General features: G+C 64.5%; 13 protein-coding genes. 8 read left to right on the top strand and 5 right to left on the bottom strand.

Translation table 11 applies throughout. The features are described from left to right. The first annotated feature begins 46 nt into the window (after positions 1–46). The 3 genes from ACWKWX_RS18810 to ACWKWX_RS18800 all read left to right on the top strand — a co-directional run bounded on the left by ACWKWX_RS18810 (position 47) and on the right by ACWKWX_RS18800 (position 3,317). The gene (locus ACWKWX_RS18810) at positions 47–1,039 is read left to right on the top strand and encodes an AraC family transcriptional regulator (RefSeq protein ID WP_483828541.1); all 993 of its coding nucleotides are present in this window, start codon (positions 47–49) and stop codon (positions 1,037–1,039) included. A gap of 144 nt (positions 1,040–1,183) precedes the next feature. Beyond that, positions 1,184–2,233 carry a histone deacetylase family protein gene (locus ACWKWX_RS18805; protein ID WP_483828540.1) on the top strand — a complete coding sequence of 350 codons (1,050 nt, stop codon included), beginning with the start codon at positions 1,184–1,186 and terminating at the stop codon, positions 2,231–2,233. Next, complete coding sequence (locus ACWKWX_RS18800; protein WP_416421614.1) at positions 2,226–3,317, top strand: polyamine ABC transporter substrate-binding protein; 1,092 nt, start codon at positions 2,226–2,228, stop codon at positions 3,315–3,317. The genes ACWKWX_RS18805 and ACWKWX_RS18800 overlap by 8 nt, the downstream gene beginning before the upstream one ends. 390 nt (positions 3,318–3,707) lie before the next feature. On the opposite strand, the gene pdxR is transcribed toward ACWKWX_RS18800, so the two are convergent. Further along, positions 3,708–5,243 (bottom strand): MocR-like pyridoxine biosynthesis transcription factor PdxR, encoded by a 1,536-nt coding sequence (gene pdxR / locus ACWKWX_RS18795; RefSeq protein ID WP_483828578.1) that lies wholly within the window; start codon positions 5,241–5,243, stop codon positions 3,708–3,710. Positions 5,244–5,341: 98 nt separating this feature from the next. On the opposite strand from pdxR, the gene ACWKWX_RS18790 reads away from it, so the two are divergent. The 4 genes from ACWKWX_RS18790 (at position 5,342) to ACWKWX_RS18775 (ending at position 10,149) form a co-directional block, all read left to right on the top strand. Beyond that, the gene (locus ACWKWX_RS18790) at positions 5,342–5,968 is read left to right on the top strand and encodes an FMN-binding negative transcriptional regulator (RefSeq protein ID WP_416421615.1); all 627 of its coding nucleotides are present in this window, start codon (positions 5,342–5,344) and stop codon (positions 5,966–5,968) included. 9 nt (positions 5,969–5,977) lie between these two features. Then, positions 5,978–6,424 carry an N-acetyltransferase family protein gene (locus ACWKWX_RS18785; protein WP_483828539.1) on the top strand — a complete coding sequence of 149 codons (447 nt, stop codon included), beginning with the start codon at positions 5,978–5,980 and terminating at the stop codon, positions 6,422–6,424. A 9-nt stretch (positions 6,425–6,433) separates the two neighbouring features. Further along, positions 6,434–7,108, top strand: coding sequence for a GNAT family N-acetyltransferase (locus ACWKWX_RS18780; protein WP_483828538.1), 675 nt, complete (start codon positions 6,434–6,436; stop codon positions 7,106–7,108). Positions 7,109–7,194: 86 nt separating this feature from the next. Next, complete coding sequence (locus ACWKWX_RS18775) at positions 7,195–10,149, top strand: autotransporter outer membrane beta-barrel domain-containing protein (RefSeq protein WP_483828537.1); 2,955 nt, start codon at positions 7,195–7,197, stop codon at positions 10,147–10,149. Positions 10,150–10,304: 155 nt separating this feature from the next. Here ACWKWX_RS18775 and oadA read toward each other — a convergent pair whose 3' ends face one another. Together oadA and ACWKWX_RS18765 are read right to left on the bottom strand one after the other, a co-directional pair. Continuing rightward, positions 10,305–12,113, bottom strand: a complete 1,809-nt coding sequence (gene oadA, locus ACWKWX_RS18770; protein WP_416421619.1) for a sodium-extruding oxaloacetate decarboxylase subunit alpha — start codon at positions 12,111–12,113, stop codon at positions 10,305–10,307. An 11-nt stretch (positions 12,114–12,124) separates the two neighbouring features. After that, positions 12,125–13,540: an acetyl-CoA carboxylase biotin carboxylase subunit gene (locus ACWKWX_RS18765; RefSeq protein ID WP_416421620.1), complete on the bottom strand. Its 1,416-nt coding sequence runs from the start codon at positions 13,538–13,540 to the stop codon at positions 12,125–12,127. Positions 13,541–13,726: 186 nt separating this feature from the next. Here ACWKWX_RS18765 and ACWKWX_RS18760 point away from each other — a divergent pair, with 186 nt between their 5' ends. Continuing rightward, the gene (locus tag ACWKWX_RS18760; protein ID WP_483828536.1) at positions 13,727–14,689 is read left to right on the top strand and encodes a LysR family transcriptional regulator; all 963 of its coding nucleotides are present in this window, start codon (positions 13,727–13,729) and stop codon (positions 14,687–14,689) included. Here the strand turns inward: ACWKWX_RS18760 and ACWKWX_RS18755 are convergent. Next, entirely contained in the window at positions 14,631–14,849 is a 219-nt protein-coding gene (locus ACWKWX_RS18755) for a PA3496 family putative envelope integrity protein (RefSeq protein ID WP_473004939.1), read from the bottom strand. The genes ACWKWX_RS18760 and ACWKWX_RS18755 overlap by 59 nt on opposite strands. Before the next feature lie 240 nt (positions 14,850–15,089). Continuing rightward, the gene (gene hexR, locus ACWKWX_RS18750; protein ID WP_416421622.1) at positions 15,090–15,956 is read right to left on the bottom strand and encodes a transcriptional regulator HexR; all 867 of its coding nucleotides are present in this window, start codon (positions 15,954–15,956) and stop codon (positions 15,090–15,092) included. Positions 15,957–15,973: the final 17 nt, after the last annotated feature.

The raw sequence follows: 15,973 nt of genomic DNA, 5'->3' as shown, positions 1-15,973 counted from the left end.
CACGCTCCTTGCTCGGTATCCGCCAGGTTCCCGTCGGATATCGAGCATGCTCCATTCCCACCTCACCACCCTCAACGCAGTTTCCCTGGTGCTCAACACCTTCAAATCCGAAGGTTTGACCAGTGAGGCGCTGTTGGCCGGCAGCGGCATCAGCCCCGCCGACCTGAGCCGCGCCGACCCACGCATCACCACCAGCCAGGAAATGCAGGTATGCGCCAACGCCGTGGCCCTGCGCGAGGAAATCGGCCTGGAGCTGGGCCAGCGCATGCACGTTTCCGCCTACGGCATGCTCGGTTATGCACTGCTATCCAGTGCCACTTTCGGTGACGCCCTGCGCCTGGCGCTGCAATATCCGGCACTGCTGGGAACACTTTTCCACCTGCAACTCAAGGACGATGGCGAACGCATCTGGTTCAGCGCCAGCCATTACACCGACAGCCCCGCCCTGGCGGTGTTCAACGCCGAGCTGTGCATGACCTCGCTGAAGGTGATCTGCGACGACCTGCTGGGCCACCCCCTGCCCTTGCTGGCCGCGCGCTTTGCCCATGCCGCCCCCCGCTACCACCACGGCTATGCCGAGACCTTCGATTGCCCGATGCACTTCGAGGCCTGCGACCATGCCTTTGCCTTCGACAAGGCCTGGCTGGACCAGCCACTTCCCCTGGCCGACCCGGTCACCCACCGCGCCATGGCCGAGCGCTGCCGCGTGCAGAACCTGGAGTTCACCGGCCGCCAGGCCTGGCTGGGGCGCATTCGCCAACTGTTGGAAGCACAGCTGGCCGATGCACCTGGCCTGGACGGCCTGGCGCGGCAGATGAACTGCTCGGCGCGCACCCTGCGCCGCCACCTCAGCGACGTGGGCAGCAGCTACCAGGACCTGCTCGACCAACTGCGCTTCGAGCGCGCCAAGCATCTGCTGGCCGACAAGCAGCTCCCCATCTACCGCATTGCCGAGACCTTGGGCTTCAGCGAAACCGCCAGTTTCCGCCACGCGTTCGTACGCTGGAGCGGCGTGGCGCCGAGCCATTTCCGCGCCTGATTGGTGCGCTTTGCGTCAAACGGGGGCGAAATCCGGTCAGCACGCTTGGCCATATCGATCCCCTTTTGGCCGTTCCCGACGTTCCCGATTCACCGTTGGCACATCAAGAATGGAGCCCTGATTCAGCCACCGGAGAACAAGAAAATGCTGACGATTTATTCGGACGACCACCACCTGCACCACGGCCGCTGCGAGCTGATCGACGGGCAACTGATGCCCTGCTTCGAGATGCCTTCGCGCGCCGACCATGTACTGCAGCGGGTCAAGGACCGTGAGCTGGGCCCGGTGCAGGCACCCAAGGACTTTGGCCGCGCGCCCATCGAGCGCATTCACGACAAGGGCTACCTGGACTTCTTCCAGGGTGCCTGGCAGCGCTGGACCGAGCTGGGCCGCGAGGACGACATCATGCCGTTCACCTGGCCGGCCCGTACCCTGCGCGCCATCAAGCCGACCACCCTGCTGGGCGAGCTGGGCTACTACTCCTTCGACGGCGGCGCGCCGATCACCGCCGGCACCTGGCAAGCCGCCTACAGCGCCGCCCAGGTCGCACTGACCGCCCAGGCCGCCATGCAGGCCGGCGCCTACAGCGCCTTCGCCCTGTGCCGGCCACCGGGGCACCACGCCGCCAGCGACGTGATGGGCGGCTACTGCTACCTGAACAACGCCGCCATCGCCGCCCAGGCCTTCCTCGACCAGGGCCACCAGCGCGTGGCGATCCTCGATGTCGACTACCACCACGGCAACGGCACCCAGGCCATTTTCTACCCGCGCAGCGACGTGTTCTTCGCCTCGATCCACGGCCACCCGGAGTTCGAATTCCCGTTCTTCCTGGGTTATGCCGATGAGGTCGGCGAAGGCGCCGGCGAAGGGTTCAACGTCAACTACCCGTTGCCCGCCGGCAGCGCCTGGGACGTCTGGGGCGCGGCCCTGGATGCCTCCTGCCAGCGCATCGACGACTACGCGCCGGACGTGATCATCGTGTCCCTGGGCGTGGACACCTTCAAGGATGACCCCATCTCGCAGTTCAAGCTGGACAGCCCCGACTACCTGAACATGGGCCGCCGTATCGCCGCCCTGGGCAAGCCGACGCTGTTCGTGATGGAAGGCGGCTATGCCGTGGAAGAGATCGGCATCAACGCCGTGAACGTGCTGGAAGGTTTCGAACGCGCCCTCAAGGAACGCCAACATGCATAAGTTCAAGCAAGCCCTGTGCGCCCTGGCCTTGGCCTGTGGTGCAGCCCACGCCGACGAACCGCGCACCCTGAAGGTGTACAACTGGTTCGACTACATCACCCCGCAGACGCTGGTGGACTTCCAGAAGGACGACAACGTCAAGCTGGTGTACGACATCTTCGACACCAACGAGGCCCTGGAAGCCAAGCTGCTGACCGGCAATTCCGGCTACGACGTGGTGGTGCCGTCCAACGTGTTCCTGGCCAAGCAGATCGAGGCGGGGGTGTTCCAGCCGCTGGACCGCAGCAAGCTGACCAACTTCGAACACCTGGACCCCAAGCTGATGAAGCTGCTGGAGCTCAATGACCCGGGCAACAAGTACGCCGTGCCGTATATGTACGGCACCATCCTGATCGGCTTCAACCCGGCCAAGGTCAAGCAGGTGCTGGGCGACAACGCCCCGGTGGACAGCTGGGACCTGCTGTTCAACGAGGACAACATCAAGAAGCTCAAGCAGTGCGGCGTAGCCATGCTCGACTCGCCCTCGGAGATTCTGCCGCTGGCCTTGCAGCACCTGGGCCTGGACCCCAACTCCAGCAACCCGGCCGACTACAAGAAGGCCGAGGCGCTGATGATGAAGATCCGCCCGTACATCACCTATTTCCATTCATCCAAGTACATGGCTGACATCGCCAACGGCGACATCTGCGTGGCCGTGGGCTACTCGGGCAGCTTCTCCCAGGCCGCCAACCGCGCCCGCGATGCCAAGAATGGTGTGGTGGTGGACATGCGCCTGCCCAAGGAAGGCGCGCCGATCTGGTTCGACATGCTGGCCATCCCCAAGGGCGCGGCCAACCCCGAGGATGCGCATAAATTCATCAACTACCTGCTGCAGCCCCAGGTGATTGCGCCTATCAGCGACTTTGTCGGCTACCCCAACCCCAACAAAGACGCTACTGCCAAGGTCTCGGAGGCCATCCGCACCAACCCGAACCTGTACCCCACTGACGAGATGATGGCCAAGCTGTATACGCTGAAGCCATTGCCCCACGACGCGGAACGGGCGCGCACACGGGCATGGACCAAGATCAAGTCGGGCACCTGACCCCACCCCCGTAGCAGCTGCCGAAGGCGGCGTCCGGCCATGACGCGCAATAACTGCCGACACCGCGGCGCCTGGGACGCGGCCCAGGGCCGCTGCTACGCAAGCAAGCCCCCGTAGCAGCTGCCGCAGGCGGCGTCCGGCCGCGACGCGCAATGACTTCCAACACCGCGGCGCCCGGGACGCGGCCCAGGGCCGCTGCTACGCAAGCAAGCCCCCGTAGCAGCTGCCGCAGGCGGCGTCCGGCCGTGACGCGCAATAACTGCCAACACCGCGGCGCCTGGGCCGCTGCTACGCAAGCAAGCCCCGTAGCAGCTGCCGCAGGCGGCGTCCGGCCGTGACGCGCAATAACTGCCAACACTGCGGCGCCTGGGACGCGGCCCAGGGCCGCTGCTACGGGGCCCAGGCTTGGCGTAAACGGGATAGGGCGGTCACGGTGGCCGCCTCATCCACCGCCGCAAACCCCAGCACCAGCCCCGCCCGGTTATCCACCGGCCCGTTCGAATCTTCCAGCCAGTAATGGCTCAGGGCGTTCACCTCCACCCCCACCGCTTCCGCTTGCGCCACCAACTCCTGCTCCCGCGCCAGCGTATCCACCGGGATAGTGAGGTGCAGGCCAGCGGAAACAGCCGGCAGCGGGCCGATTCCGGGGATATCCACAGGCCAGTTGTTCAGCAATGCGTCCCTGCGCGCCAGCGCGGCACGGCGCATGCGGCGGATGTGGCGCTGGAAGTGGCCGTCGGCGATGAAGCGGGCCATGACCCGCTGGGTGCCAATTTCCGAGTGCCGCAGCGTTACCCCGCGCTTGCGCGAGAACGCATCCACCAGCGCTGGCGGCACCACCAGGTAGCCCAGGCGCAACGCCGGGAAGGCGACCTTGCCGAAGGTGCCCACGTAGAGCACACGGCCACTGCGGTCCAGCGCCGCCAACGGCGCCAGGGGCGCTCCGCTGTAGCGGTACTCACCGTCGTAGTCGTCCTCGACGATCCAGCCCTGGGTGCGTTCGGCCCATTCCAGCAAGGCCAGGCGCCGCGCCAGGCTGAGGGTTACCCCCGTGGGATATTGGTGCGCGGGGGTGACATAGACCATGCGGCAGCCCTCGATGCCATCCAGTGCCGAGCACACCAGGCCCTCCTGATCCACCGCCACGCCGGCCAGCCTGGCACCGGCGTTGGCGAAGGCATGCCCAGCAGCCCGGTAGCCTGGATTTTCGATGGCAACGGTGTCGCCCGCGTTCACCAGCAACTGTGCACAAAGTGCTATGGCCTCCTGTGCACCGGTGGTGATCAGAATTTGTTCAGCGCTGCAGTTCAGGCCGCGGGAACTGCGCAGGTAGGCGGCTATCAGCCCACGCAGCGTGAGGTCACCGGCTGGATCACCGTAGCCCAGCAACTCGGGGTTGGGTGCACGCCAGAAAGCCGCGTAAAGCTTGGCCCACGTGGCAAACGGGAACAGGTCGAACGCTGGTACGCCTACCCGAAACGCCCGTGGCGGCCCGCTGCGCAGGGGCGACAAGTGGTGTTCATCCAACAGCTTTAAGGCCTCACTGTGGATAACTTTACTGGATGAAAAGCCAGTATTTTCAGGCGAATTTGTGGATAACCCTGTGGATATACCCCGGTATAACCCTGTGGACAGTTTTGTGGATAGTTTTTCTGGCGGATGCTCCAACACCGCCACGTAGGTGCCGTCCCCTACCCTGCCCTCCAGGTAGCCTTCGGCGTACAACTGGTCGTAGGCACGCACCACGGTGTTGCGCGACACCCCCAGGGCGTTGGCCAGGTCGCGGGTAGCAGGCATGCGCGTGCCGCTGGCCAGGCGGCCATCCAGCACCCGTTCGCGCAGGGCCTGGTACAGCCCGCGGCTGAGGCCACGGGCCGCGTCCAGATGGATGCCGGCCGGGTCGAAGGGCAACGCTGGCGAGGTGATTGGCACGCTAATGGTCCTATGAAAATGACAGGTAATGGATCTTACAAAGGTCCAATCCACTGCCTAGGATAGGCACACACGCCGAGGATTTTCGAGCCATGTATCTACCCGCCGCTTTCCACGACCAGGACATCGAACGTCTGCAGCAGCAGATGCAAGACTGCCGCCTGGCGATTGTTGTCACTCACGGCGACAGCGGCCTGCAGGCCAGCCACGTGCCGTTGCTGCTGGACCGTGCCGCCGGCCCGTTCGGCACCTTGCGCGGCCACCTGGCCCGGGCCAACCCGCAATGGCAAGACCTGGCCAATGGCAGCGAAGCGCTGGTGATATTCAGCGGTGCCGACGCCTATGTCAGCCCGAACTTCTACCCCAGCAAGGCCGAGCACGGCAAAGCGGTGCCGACCTGGAATTTCCTGGCGGTGCATGCCACTGGCACGGCCGAGGTGTTCAGCGACGCCGAGCGCCTGCGCGCACTGGTCAGCCAGCTCACCGACCGCCACGAAGCGGGCCAGGCCAAGCCCTGGGCCGTGAATGACGCCCCCGCCGACTACCTGCAAAGCATGCTCAAGGCCATCGTCGGCTTCGAACTACCCATCAGCCGCCTGGAAGGCAAGCGCAAGCTCAGCCAGAACCGCAGCGCCGAGGACATCGCCGGCGTGCGCCAGGGCCTTGCGGCCAGCATCGATCCCCTGGACAACGCCGTTGCCCAGCTCATGAGTGAATAAGGAGCCACCATGTCATCCGTTGAAATTCGCCCGGTCACCGTAGCTGACAAGGAACACTGGTTGCCCCTGTGGCAAGGCTACCTGCGTTTCTATGCAACCGAGCTGGCGCAGCAGGTCACCGACAGCACCTGGCAACGCCTACTGGACCCCACCGAAACCACCAACGCTGCGCTGGCGTGGAAGGACGGGCGCGCCATCGGCATGGTCAACTTCATCTACCATCGTTCCAACTGGTCGATCGAGAACTCTTGCTACCTGCAGGACCTGTTCGTCAGTGAGGAGGCGCGTGGGCTGGGCGTTGGGCGCAAGCTGATCGAGCATGTGTACGGCACCGCGGCCGCCGCAGGCTGCGTCAAGGTCCACTGGCTGACCCACGAGACCAACGCCACCGCCATCCAGCTGTATGAACGCATCGCCGAACGCCCCGGCTTCATACAATTTCGCAAAGCACTGTAGGAATTGACCATGTCCAACCCCGTCGTCGACTGGCAACCCGCCGTCGAACCCAGTGGCTCCACCTTGCAAGGCCGCTTCGTGCGCCTGGAAAAACTCGACGCCGGCCACCACGGCGACCAGCTGTGGGCTGCGTTGCAGGGCCCCGACCCGAAACTCTGGGACTACCTGCCCTACGGCCCCTTCACCGAGCGCGGGCTGTTCGATGCCTGGCTCAAGGGCCAGGCGGCCAGCAGCGATCCGTTGTTCTACACGGTTATCGACAGCACCACCGGCAAGGCCGAGGGCATCCTCAGCCTGATGTCCATCGTGCCGGAGCATGGCCGTATCGAGATCGGCCACGTGGCCTTCGGCGCCCCCATGCAGCGCACACCGAAAAGCACCGAAGCCGTGTACCTGCTGGCCAAGCTGGCGTTCGCCCTGGGCAACCGCCGCCTGGAGTGGAAGTGCAACAACGCCAACGCCCGCTCCAAGCAGGCCGCCGAGCGCCTGGGCTTCACCTTCGAAGGGGTGTTCTGGCAGCACATGATCGTCAAGGGCTGCAACCGCGATACCGCCTGGTATTCGATCACCGACGGCCAATGGCCGGCGGTGCATGCGGCGTTCGATGCCTGGCTGGCGGATGCCAACCAGGGTGCCAATGGCCAACTCAAAAGCTTGAGCGAACTGCGAACGGCCCGCCGTTAAATTATTTCAATTTGTACGGTTAAACATAGCTGTAAACACACATCGCTATATAGGACGGCCTCCCAATTACAAAAAGGCCGTCCGTCATGCTTCCGTCCCCGTCCCGCCTAGCCTGCGCCCTGTCCATCCTCAGCCTGGGGATAACTCAAGCCAACGCCACGGTCATCAGTGCGCCCACCACCGATTCGCAGACGCTGACCGCGGAGAAGACTCTGACCGTGACCAGCACCGGCAGCATCACCACCAGCGGCAAGGCGCTGAGCCTCAAGGATGCCACCACGGGCGCTGGCGTGGTTGTGGATAACACCGGCAGCATCATATCCACAGGTGGCCGCGCCATCGACAGCAGCGGCAGCGAGACTGCGGGGCGCATCTACAGCTTCATCAACCGCGCCGGCGGCCTGATCCAGGGCTACGACGACGCCCTGCGCATCAACAGCAACTTTCCCACAGGCAGCGTATTGATCGATAACAGCGGCACTATCCGCTCCAGCACCGGCCAGGGGATAGACCTGGATAGCCTGCGCAGCGCCGGCACCACCACGACCATCATCAACCGCGAAGGCGGCTTGATTCGCGGCGACGCCAGCGACGGCATGAAGACCGGCGGCAATGCGACGATCATCAACTACGGAGAGATATCCACAGGCGATTCGCTCACCGATGCGCAGAAATACGATGGTGTGGATGTCGATTCGGCCACCGGCGTGACTGTGTATAACTACGGCACTATCAGCGGTGGCCGGCATGGCATTACCACCGACCTGGGGGCCACGCTCTACAACTACGGCGAACTCACGGGCCGTAATGGTTCAGGGTTCGGCTCGGACGGCGACGGCACTGTGTATAACTTTGGCACCATCACCGGTGCGTACGCGGGCTTGAAAGCCAATGGCGATGGCGACGGTGTGGATATCGATGGCATTGGCCATGTGGAAAACCACGGCACCATCCAGGGCACGGGGGCCGGGGGTGTGGATAAGAATGGCTTCGCTAACGGCAGCGAGGGCATTGCCATGGGTGGCGGCTATATCTACAACGCCAGCGGCGCGCTGATCAGCGGCGCCAATAACGGCATTCTGGTGGATGACGGAAGCGATGGATCCGGCGTGGGGGCCCTGACCCTGATCAACCAGGGCACCATCCGGGGCCTGGACGGCTTCGGCATCCAGTTGGTGGGCGAATTCGACGACAAGGTCACCAACGCCGGCCTGATCAGCGGCAGCAACGGCCTGGCCCTGGACCTTGGCGGCGGCAATGACACCCTCACCCTGCTCAGCGGCAGCCGCTTCGAGGGCCTGGTGGACGGTGGCAGCGGCTACGACCGGCTGGTGATGGACGATGCCAGCGGCGGCAGCTTCGGCGCCAGCCGCAATTTCGAATGGCTGCAGGTGAACCAGGGCACCTGGACCCTGACCGGCACCGGTGACTTCAGCGACGGCGGCGAGATATCCACAGGCGCCACGCTGATCAACCAGGGCAGCATCGCCGGCACCCTGACCGTGGACAACGGCGGCACCTATGCCGGCGGCGGCAGCGTCGGCAACCTGCTGGTGAACGGCACCCTGCTGACCAGCACCGCGCTGGGCACTGCCAGCGTCGCCGGCAACCTGACCTTCGGCAGCGGCGCTACCCTGGCTTATGGCGTGAACGCCGACGGTACCAGCGCCCCCGTGCAGGTGGGCGGCACCGCCACGCTCACCGGCGCCACGCTTGAAGTGGTGCCCAGCACTGGCGACTACCCCTGGAAAAGCCATTACACGGTGCTTGAGGCCGGCACCATCGAAGGCACCTTCGCCAAGGTCACCAGTGACTACGCGTTCCTGACCCCAACCCTGAGCTATACCGCCACCCAGGTCGGGCTGGACTACAACCGCAATGACATCGCCTTCAGCGATTACGCCACCACGGGCAACGGCGCCAGCGCCGCACGCAGCCTGGGTGGCCTGGACCAGAACAGCACGCTGTACAACGCACTGCTCAACACCTCCACCCGCACGGCCTCCGCCGCCATCGAGCAACTGGCGGGCGGCAGCAACGCCAGCCTGGCCGCGGCCACCCTGAGCGGCAGCGCCCAGGTGGGCAGCACCATGCTCGAGGCCATGCAGCAGATGGACGGCACCGCCGGCCTGCTGGTGGGCCAGAACGACCAGGACACGCCGGCCCTGGCCGCCAACGGCGTACCGGACAGCGCCCGCAACCTCAACGACCCCAACGCCCAGGGCCGGCTGTGGCTGCAAGGGTTGGGCAGCTACGGCAAGCTGGACGGCAAGGACGGCGCCAGCGCCCTCACCCAGCGCACCAAGGGCAGCGTGATCGGCGCCGACTGGGCTGCCACCCCGGCCTGGCGCCTGGGTGTGCTGGGCGGCTATTCGAAGACTGACCTGGACACCAGCGGCGTCGAGGGTTCGGTGGACAGCTGGCACCTGGGCGCCTACGCCCTGCGCCAGGACGGGCCGCTGGCGCTGCGCCTGGGCGCCGCCTACAGCCACCACGATGGCCGCAGCCGCCGCAGCGTGGCGTTCGATGGCTTTACCGACAGCCCCAAGGGCGACTACAACGCCGACAGCCAGCAGGCCTTCGCCGAATTGGGCTACAGCCTGGGCAGCGGCCGCCTGAGTGCCGAACCCTTCGCCACCCTGGGCTACCAGCGCTACCACCGCGACGCCTATCAGGAGAAAGGCGGCGCCGCGGCGCTGGATGTCAGCGCCCAGACCCAGGACAACGTCAGCAGCACCTTCGGCGTACGCGTGGCGCACCTGGGTACCCTGGCCAACGGCATGAGCATTACCCCGCGGGCCAGCCTGGGCTGGCGCCATACCTATGGGGATGTGGACAGCGAGACGCGCCAGGCCTTCCTGTCCGGCGGCAGCGGTTTCAGCGTGCAGGGCACGGCGCTGGACCGCGACAGCCTGCTGGCCGAGGCCGGGCTGGACGTGGGCATCACCGCACGGCAGACGTTGGGCGTGGGATACAGCGGGGAATATGGCAGCAACAGCCGCAATCACGCCGTCATCGGCCAATGGCAACTGAAATTCTGAACCTGTAGCCGCTGCCGTCAGGCTGCGCTGGTCCTGGCGTACGCTGCGTATCTCCAGCGAGGCATAGGGCCAGCGCAGCCTGCGGCAGCGGCTACAGGGTTGCGTGCAGCAGAATAAAAAAGGGAGGCCGAGGCCTCCCAGAGGTTAAACGTTGATCAACCCACGATCTCGATCAAAATCTCGCCCGGGTTCACCCGGTCGCCCTTGGCGATGTGGATGGCCGTCACCTTGCCGGCGATAGGCGCCTGCACCTCGGTCTCCATCTTCATCGCTTCAGTGATCAGCAACGCCTGGCCGGCTTTGACGGTGTCGCCTTCCTTGACCAGCACATCGACGATGTTGCCCGGCATGGTGGTGCTGACGTGGCCCGGCTCGCTGGCCTGCTTGCGCTTGCCAATGCCGCCGCCGACAAATTCGTTGAGCGGTTCGAACACCACTTCTTCCGGCATGCCATCGATGGACAGGTAGAAGTGGCGCTTGCCTTCGGCCTTCACGCCCACGCCGGTGATGTCCACGCGGTAGGTTTCGCCGTGCACGTCGATGACGAACTCGGTAGGCACGCCCTCGCCGCTGGCCGAGGGCGCCTTGCCCGGCTCTGGAATCGGCAGCAGCACTTCAGGGGTGAGCTTGCCGGCAGCGCGTTCCTCGAGGAACTTGCGGCCAATGTCCGGGAACATGGCGTAGGTGAGCACGTCTTCTTCAGAGGTCGCCAGGGTGCCGATTTCGCCGCGCAGGCGCACCATCTCGGGCTTGAGCAGGTCGGCCGGGCGCACGTCGATCACTTCTTCGCTGCCGATGGCCTGGCGGCGCAGCTGCTCGTTGACCTGGCCAGGGGCCTGGCCGTAGCCGCCCTGCAGGTACAGCTTCACCTCATTGGTGATGGTCTTGTAGCGCTCGCCGGCCAGCACGTTGAAGAACGCCTGGGTGCCGACGATCTGCGAGGTCGGGGTCACCAGCGGCGGGAAGCCCAGGTCTTCGCGAACGCGCGGGATCTCGGCCAGCACTTCGTTCATGCGGTTGAGGGCGCCCTGCTCCTTGAGCTGGTTGGCCAGGTTGGAAATCATCCCGCCCGGCACCTGGTTGACCTGCACCCGGGTATCGACGGCGGTGAATTCGCTTTCAAACTGGTGATATTTCTTACGCACGGCGTAGAAGTACAGGCCGATTTCCTGCAGCAGTTCCAGGCTCAGGCCGGTGTCGAACTCGCTGCCTTTGAGCGCCGCCACCATGGACTCGGTGCCAGGGTGGCTGGTGCCCCAGGCGAAGCTGGAGATGGCGGTGTCGATATGGTCGGCGCCGTTTTCCACTGCTTTCAGCTGGCACATGGCAGCCAGGCCGGCGGTGTCGTGGGAGTGGATGAACACCGGCAGCGACTGCTCGGCCTTCAGCGCGCGCACCAGTTCGCCGGTGGCGTATGGGGTCAGCAGGCCGGCCATGTCCTTGATGGCGATGGAGTCGCAGCCCATGGCTTCCATCTTCTTGGCCTGGGCCACGAACGCGTCGATGGTGTGCACCGGGCTGGTGGTGTAGGCGATGGTGCCCTGGGCGTGCTTGCCCGCAGCCTTCACGGCCTCGATGGCCACGCGCAGGTTACGCACGTCGTTCATGGCGTCGAAGATGCGGAACACGTCGATGCCGTTGACCGCGGCCTTGGCCACGAACGCCCGCACCACGTCGTCGCTGTAGTGGCGGTAGCCCAGCAGGTTCTGGCCGCGCAGGAGCATTTGCAGGCGGGTGTTGGGCAAGGCGGCGCGCAGCTTGCGCAGGCGCTCCCACGGGTCTTCCTTGAGGAAGCGCACGCAGGCATCGAAGGTGGCGCCGCCCCAGACTTCCAGCGACCAGTAGCCGACCTTGTCGAGCTTGTCGCAGATGGGCAGCATGTCTTCGGTGCGCATGCGGGTCGCCAGCAGGGACTGGTGGGCGTCGCGCAGGATTGTGTCGGTAACGAAGATTTTCTTGGACATTATGGGGTTCCTCACAGGCCTGCGTGGGCGGCGATGGCGGCGGCGATGGCCAGGGCCAGCTCTTCGGGTTTGCGCTTGATCGAGTAGTTGGTCAGTTCAGGGTGGGCTTCGACGAAGCTGGTGTTGAACTGGCCGCTACGGAATTCGGGGTTGCGAAGGATTTCCTGGTAGTACGCGGCGGTGGTCTTCACCCCCTGCACACGCATGTCGTCCAGTGCCCGCAGGCCGCGGTCCATGGCTTCTTCCCAGGTCAGGGCCCACACCACCAGTTTCAGGCACATCGAGTCGTAGAACGGCGGGATGGTGTAGCCGGTGTAGATCGCCGTGTCGGTGCGCACGCCCGGGCCGCCGGGGGCGTAGTAGCGGGTGATCTTGCCGAAGCTGGGCAGGAAGTTGTTCTTCGGGTCCTCGGCGTTGATGCGGAACTGCAACGCGAAGCCACGGTGGTGAATGTCTTCCTGTTTCACCGACAACGGCAGGCCGGAGGCCACGCGAATCTGCTCGCGGACGATGTCGATGCCGGTGATTTCCTCGGTGATGGTGTGTTCCACCTGCACCCGGGTGTTCATTTCCATGAAGTACACCTCGCCCTCGGCGAGCAGGAACTCCACGGTGCCGGCGTTCTCGTAGCCCACGGCCTTGGCGGCGCGCACGGCCAGGTCGCCGATGTAGGCACGCTGTTCGGGGGTGAGCTGCGGGCTGGGGGCGATCTCGATAAGCTTCTGGTTACGGCGCTGGATCGAGCAGTCGCGCTCGAACAGGTGCACCACGTTGCCGAAGCTGTCACCCAGGATCTGCGCCTCGATGTGCTTGGGATTGACGATGCATTTTTCCAGGAACACTTCCGCCGAGCCGAAGGCCTTGGTGGCTTCGGAAATCACGCGGGGGAAGTTCTGCTCCAGCTCTTCGCGGCTGTTGCAGCGGCGGATACCACGGCCGCCGCCACCGGAAGTGGCCTTGAGCATCACCGGGTAACCGATGCGGTCGCCTTCGGCCAGGGCTTCCTCGATGTCGGCGACGTTGCCCTCGGTGCCCGGGGTGACCGGCACGCCGGCCTTGATCATGCTGCGGCGGGCTTCGGTCTTGTCACCCATGCGGCGGATGACTTCGGCCGAAGGGCCGATGAATTTGACGCCGCGTTCGGCGCAGATGTCGGCCAGCTCGGCGTTTTCCGAGAGGAAACCGTAACCGGGGTGCAGGGCATCGCAGCCGGTTTCCACCGCCAGGTTCACCAGCTTGCGCGGGTTCAGGTAACCGGCCAGCGGCTCGGCGCCAATGCTGTGGGCCTCGTCGGCACGTTTCACGTGCAGGGCGTGGCGATCGGCGTCGGAATAGATCGCGACGGAGCGAATGCCCATCTCGGCGCAGGCACGCACGATTCGTACGGCAATTTCACCACGGTTGGCGATCAGGATCTTTTTTATCACTTGGATGTTCCTCGACCGTTGACTAACAGACCGGCAAAACCGGTCGGCGCATGACCCGGCCCGCTCGGCCAGTCGCACCTTCACAGTAGCGCCGTGTAACAATTAACAAAAATCAATATTTGTTAGGTCAGCCATAAAGGAAGCCTTATAGTCAGGCGACCATGGCGCGGCAACGAGGACTACATCATGCGTAAGTCATTGATGCGTATGACATTACGGCAACTTCAGATCTTCAACGAAGTCTGCGACCTACGGTCTTACAGCCGCGCTGCAGAGGAAATGTCGCTGACCCAGCCCGCGGTCAGCCTGCAAATTCGTCAGCTGGAAGAGCTGGTTGGCCAGCCATTGTTCGAATATGTGGGCAAAAAACTCTATTTGACCGAGGCAGCCGAAGCGCTGCAGCGCGCCAGCCGCGACATCTTCGGGCGCCTGGAAAGCTTCGACATGCAGCTGTCGGACATGCAGGGCTCGCTGCAAGGCCAGCTGAAACTGGCGGTGGAATCCAGCGCCAAGTACTTCGTGCCGCACCTGTTCGCCGCGTTCAAGCGCCAACACCCTGAGGTCAACCTTAGCCTGACCGTGTGCAACCGTGCACAGGCCATCCGTCGCCTGTCGGATAACCGCGACGACTTGATCATCATGTCGATGGTGCCCCAGGACATGGGGCTGGAATTCATGCCGTTCCTCAACAACCCCATCGTCGCCGTGGCGCCGCCGGATCATCCACTGTGCAAGCTGGAACGCCTGCGCCTGCAGGACCTGGAGCCACACACGCTGCTGATGCGCGAGCAGGGCTCGGGCACGCGCAAGGCCTGCGAGGAGTATTTCAAGGAGAAGCGCGTGCACTTCACCCAGACCATCGAGGTGGCCAACGCCGACGCCCAGCGCGAAAGCGTCATCGCCGGGCTTGGCCTGGCCCTGTTGACCCGCCATGCGTTGAACATGGAGTTGGCCACGGGGGTGCTCAAGGAACTACCGGTCGAAGAACTGCCGCTTTATCGCAGTTGGTGCATCGTGCAGGCCAAGGCCAAGCGGCTATCGCCGGTGGCACTGGCCTTTCAGGCGTTCATCCGCATGGAACGGGCGCAGATCACCGCCCTGGCTGAACGTTTTTCTGGACGTTTGCCGACGTTGCCTGCCAATAGTTGATGGATTCCATATCGGGAAAATCAGAGATTTCCTGCAGCAGGCGGCGCTGCTCGGAGTAGCTTTCGATTGCGCGGCGGAATTCCATGCGGCGCTGGTCTTCCTGCTGGCGCTTGGTCTTGTTGGTGCCTTGGTCCTGCGAGCCATCGAAGTAACGAGCCATTGCGTCTCTCCCAGTTCGAGTGCGGGGACTTCAGACTGGGCTTGGGCGGTTACGATTTGTGGGCGCAGGGATGACGGTTCGGTTAAATCACTCTCGTAGCAGCGGCCACCGGCCGCGTCAAAGGCGCCGCGCAATAGCCGGTCTACATCCTGTGGGAGCTGGCTTGCCAGCGAGCTGTTGGGGCCATAAAAGCTCGCTGGCAAGCCAGCTCCCACAAGACAGCTGCGGATACGGGATATTTCAGTCGTCGAGGGCTTTGACCGACTTGGGCGACAAGCGCAGGCTGCGCAAGCTGCGCTTCACGCTCTTGAGGTGGTTGACCAGGCTCGGGCCGCGCGCCATGGCCACGCCCATGGCCAGCACGTCGATCACCACCAGGTGGGCGATGCGCGAGGTCAGCGGGGTGTAGATCTCGGTGTCTTCGTGCACGTCGATGGCCAGGTTCACCGTCGATAGCTCGGCCAACGGCGTCTGGCTGGGGCACAGGGTGATCAGCGTGGCGCCGCTTTCGCGCACCAGGTTGGCAGTGATCAGCAGGTCCTTGGAGCGCCCCGACTGCGAGATGCAGATGGCCACGTCGCCGGGCTTCAGGGTCACGGCCGACATGGCCTGCATGTGCGGGTCGGAATAGGCCGCCGCGGTCAGCAGCAGGCGGAAAAACTTGTGCTGGGCATCGGCCGCCACTGCGCCGGACGCGCCAAAGCCGTAGAACTCGACGCGCTGGGCCTGGGCCATGGCGGTCACCGCGCGCTGCAGCGCCTGCGGGTCGAGGTGCTCGCGCACCTCCATCAGGGTGTGCAGGGTGGTGTCGAAGATCTTCAGGCTGTAGTCGGCTACCGAGTCGTCTTCATGAATGGCGAACTGGCCGAAACTGGCGCCGGCGGCCAGGCTCTGCGCCAGCTTGAGCTTGAGGTCCTGGAAGCCCGAGCAGCCGATCGCGCGGCAGAAGCGCACGATGGTCGGCTCGCTGATGCCAACGTTGTGGGCAAGGTCCGCCATGGAGCTGTGCATCACGGCCGCGGGGTCGAGCAGCACGTGGTCGGCGACTTTGAGCTCCGACTTGCGTAACAGGTGGCGAGACTGGGCGATGTGTTGCAACAGGTTCAATGGAGGAGACTCGTTCA

It is taken from the genome of Pseudomonas imperatae (genome assembly GCF_057128625.1).
This window is presented reverse-complemented; position numbering and strand designations above follow the sequence as displayed.

Coding starts and splice junctions, on each gene's coding strand:
- ACWKWX_RS18785 (WP_483828539.1), top strand. CDS start 5,978: ATGTCATCCGTTGAAATTCGCCCGGTCACCGTAGCTGACAAGGAACAC.
- ACWKWX_RS18780 (WP_483828538.1), top strand. CDS start 6,434: ATGTCCAACCCCGTCGTCGACTGGCAACCCGCCGTCGAACCCAGTGGC.
- ACWKWX_RS18790 (WP_416421615.1), top strand. CDS start 5,342: ATGTATCTACCCGCCGCTTTCCACGACCAGGACATCGAACGTCTGCAG.
- ACWKWX_RS18755 (WP_473004939.1), bottom strand. CDS start 14,849: ATGGCTCGTTACTTCGATGGCTCGCAGGACCAAGGCACCAACAAGACC.
- oadA (WP_416421619.1), bottom strand. CDS start 12,113: ATGTCCAAGAAAATCTTCGTTACCGACACAATCCTGCGCGACGCCCAC.
- ACWKWX_RS18760 (WP_483828536.1), top strand. CDS start 13,727: ATGCGTAAGTCATTGATGCGTATGACATTACGGCAACTTCAGATCTTC.
- ACWKWX_RS18805 (WP_483828540.1), top strand. CDS start 1,184: ATGCTGACGATTTATTCGGACGACCACCACCTGCACCACGGCCGCTGC.
- ACWKWX_RS18800 (WP_416421614.1), top strand. CDS start 2,226: ATGCATAAGTTCAAGCAAGCCCTGTGCGCCCTGGCCTTGGCCTGTGGT.
- ACWKWX_RS18810 (WP_483828541.1), top strand. CDS start 47: ATGCTCCATTCCCACCTCACCACCCTCAACGCAGTTTCCCTGGTGCTC.
- ACWKWX_RS18775 (WP_483828537.1), top strand. CDS start 7,195: ATGCTTCCGTCCCCGTCCCGCCTAGCCTGCGCCCTGTCCATCCTCAGC.